The sequence below is a fragment of the Streptomyces sp. NPDC005070 genome, assembly GCF_053600395.1.
The window spans coordinates 1-1,641 of the sequence record NZ_JBSFZS010000464.1; the positions used below are offsets into that span (position 1 = coordinate 1).

3 protein-coding genes are annotated in these 1,641 nt (G+C 69.2%); 2 read left to right on the forward strand and 1 reads right to left on the reverse strand.

Going from position 1 to position 1,641, the window contains the following annotated elements; genetic code table 11:
* Positions 1-115: 115 nt before the first annotated feature.
* Both ACWEBX_RS40280 and ACWEBX_RS40285 read left to right on the forward strand, forming a co-directional pair.
* Positions 116-409, forward strand: coding sequence for a muconolactone Delta-isomerase family protein (locus ACWEBX_RS40280; RefSeq protein WP_451889656.1), 294 nt, complete (start codon positions 116-118; stop codon positions 407-409).
* 85 nt (positions 410-494) lie between these two features.
* Positions 495-866, forward strand: coding sequence for a hypothetical protein (locus tag ACWEBX_RS40285; protein WP_451889657.1), 372 nt, complete (start codon positions 495-497; stop codon positions 864-866).
* Between the two features lie 94 nt (positions 867-960).
* On the opposite strand, the gene ACWEBX_RS40290 is transcribed toward ACWEBX_RS40285, so the two are convergent.
* Positions 961-1,524, reverse strand: coding sequence for a CGNR zinc finger domain-containing protein (locus ACWEBX_RS40290; protein WP_451889658.1), 564 nt, complete (start codon positions 1,522-1,524; stop codon positions 961-963).
* Between the last annotated feature and the right edge of the window lie 117 nt (positions 1,525-1,641).

The window sequence follows — 1,641 nt, forward strand, 5'->3', positions numbered from 1 at the left end:
GCGTCGATCCGTGCAGGAAGCAGGAAGCAGGAAGCAGGAAGCAGGAAGCAGGAAGCAGGAAGCAGGAAGCAGGAAGCAGGAAGCAGGAAGCAGGAAGCAGGGAGAGGGAGAAGTCATGAAGGAATTCCTGGTCGAGTTGACCACCACCGCGCCCGAGGGCACCGCGCCGGCGGAGGTCGACAGGCGACGTGCCGCCGAAGCCGTACGGGCCAGGGAACTTGCCGCCCAGGGGCGGCTGTTCCGGCTGTGGCGTCCGGTGGGAGAGCTCCGCAGCATCGGCGTGTGGCGGGCCGAGGACGAGGCGGAGCTGCGGGAAGAGGTCCTCGGAAGTCTGCCCCTGTGGCCCTGGATGACCGCGGTGATCACCCCGTTGGAGTCGCACCCCAACGACCCGGGCCGGACGGCCTGAGCCGACCCGAACGGCACCGCTCGGGCGGCGACGACCGCCGCCGAGCGAGGTGCCCAGCGCCTACCTGCGAATCGAGGAAGTTCTGATGGAGAGCACGGAAGCACAGCGATCGGTCCTGCGCGGGGTCATGGATCGATGGAAGGCGGCGGTCGACGCGCACCGGCCCGAGGAGGTGGCCGCTGGGTTCACCGAGGACGCGATCTTCCAGGGGCTGCATCCCTACAGCGTCGGACGCCCGGGCGTCGCCCAGTACTACGACTCCCAGCCGCTCGGCCTGACGGCGGAGTACGAGGTGCTGGAGACCCGCGCACTCGCCGATGATGTCCTGCTCGGATACCTCAGCGTCGACTTCTCGTTCACGGACCGGCCCATGGTTCCGGTCAGTCTCGGCGTCGTGCTCAGGCGTATCGAGGGTGAGTGGTACATCGGGCACTACCAGGTCGCCCGGCGCGACTGACACATGGCGGGGCCAGGGGGGAAACACGGTGAGCGGTGACGAGCCGGTGCGTCCTTGACGGCGCACCGGCTCGTTGCCTGTTCCGTGCCGTCGCTCAGGGGGCGGCCGTCCGGGGGGCGCTCTTCTTCCGGGCGCGATACGCGGCGGCCTTGAACCTGTTGCCGCAGGACTCCATGCCGCACCACTGCCGGCGTGTGCCGCGGGAGCGGTCGACGTAGACGCGAGTGCACTCAGGGTTCTCGCACTCCCTCAGCAGGGGTACGTCCGGACCGCTGAGCAGCTCGACGGCGGCCCGGGCGACGGTGGACAGCGCCTGTTCCGCGCTCGCCTCTGTTCTGCGCCCGGCACGGGTGAGCTGCGGCGTCGCCGGAGGCTTGCGCGCGGCGCCGTTCAGCACGCTCAGCGCCGTTTCGTCGTATTCCTGCTCGAGGCGACGGGCCGTGACGAGCTCGTAGATCGCCTCCCGCAACGTCTTGGCGTGCTCGACGTCGGCATGGCCGCCGGGTGCGACGGCGTCGACGAGCCCGGACTCCACGAACCAGGCGTCCAGCCGGTCCGGCGCCGAGAACATCTCGAAGCGGACCGTACGCCGTGCGCGCAGGGTCGCGGCGAAGTCGAGTGCCGGGTGGCCGCAGACGAAGGCATGCTCGTGATTCACATCACCATTCTGGCAGGTGACGCGCAAGCGCGGCAACAAGTGCAAGGAAGCTCGCTGCCCCGGCCTGGCACGTACTGGGCAGCTTTGCGGTCTGGTAGCGGTGCTTCTGATGGCAGC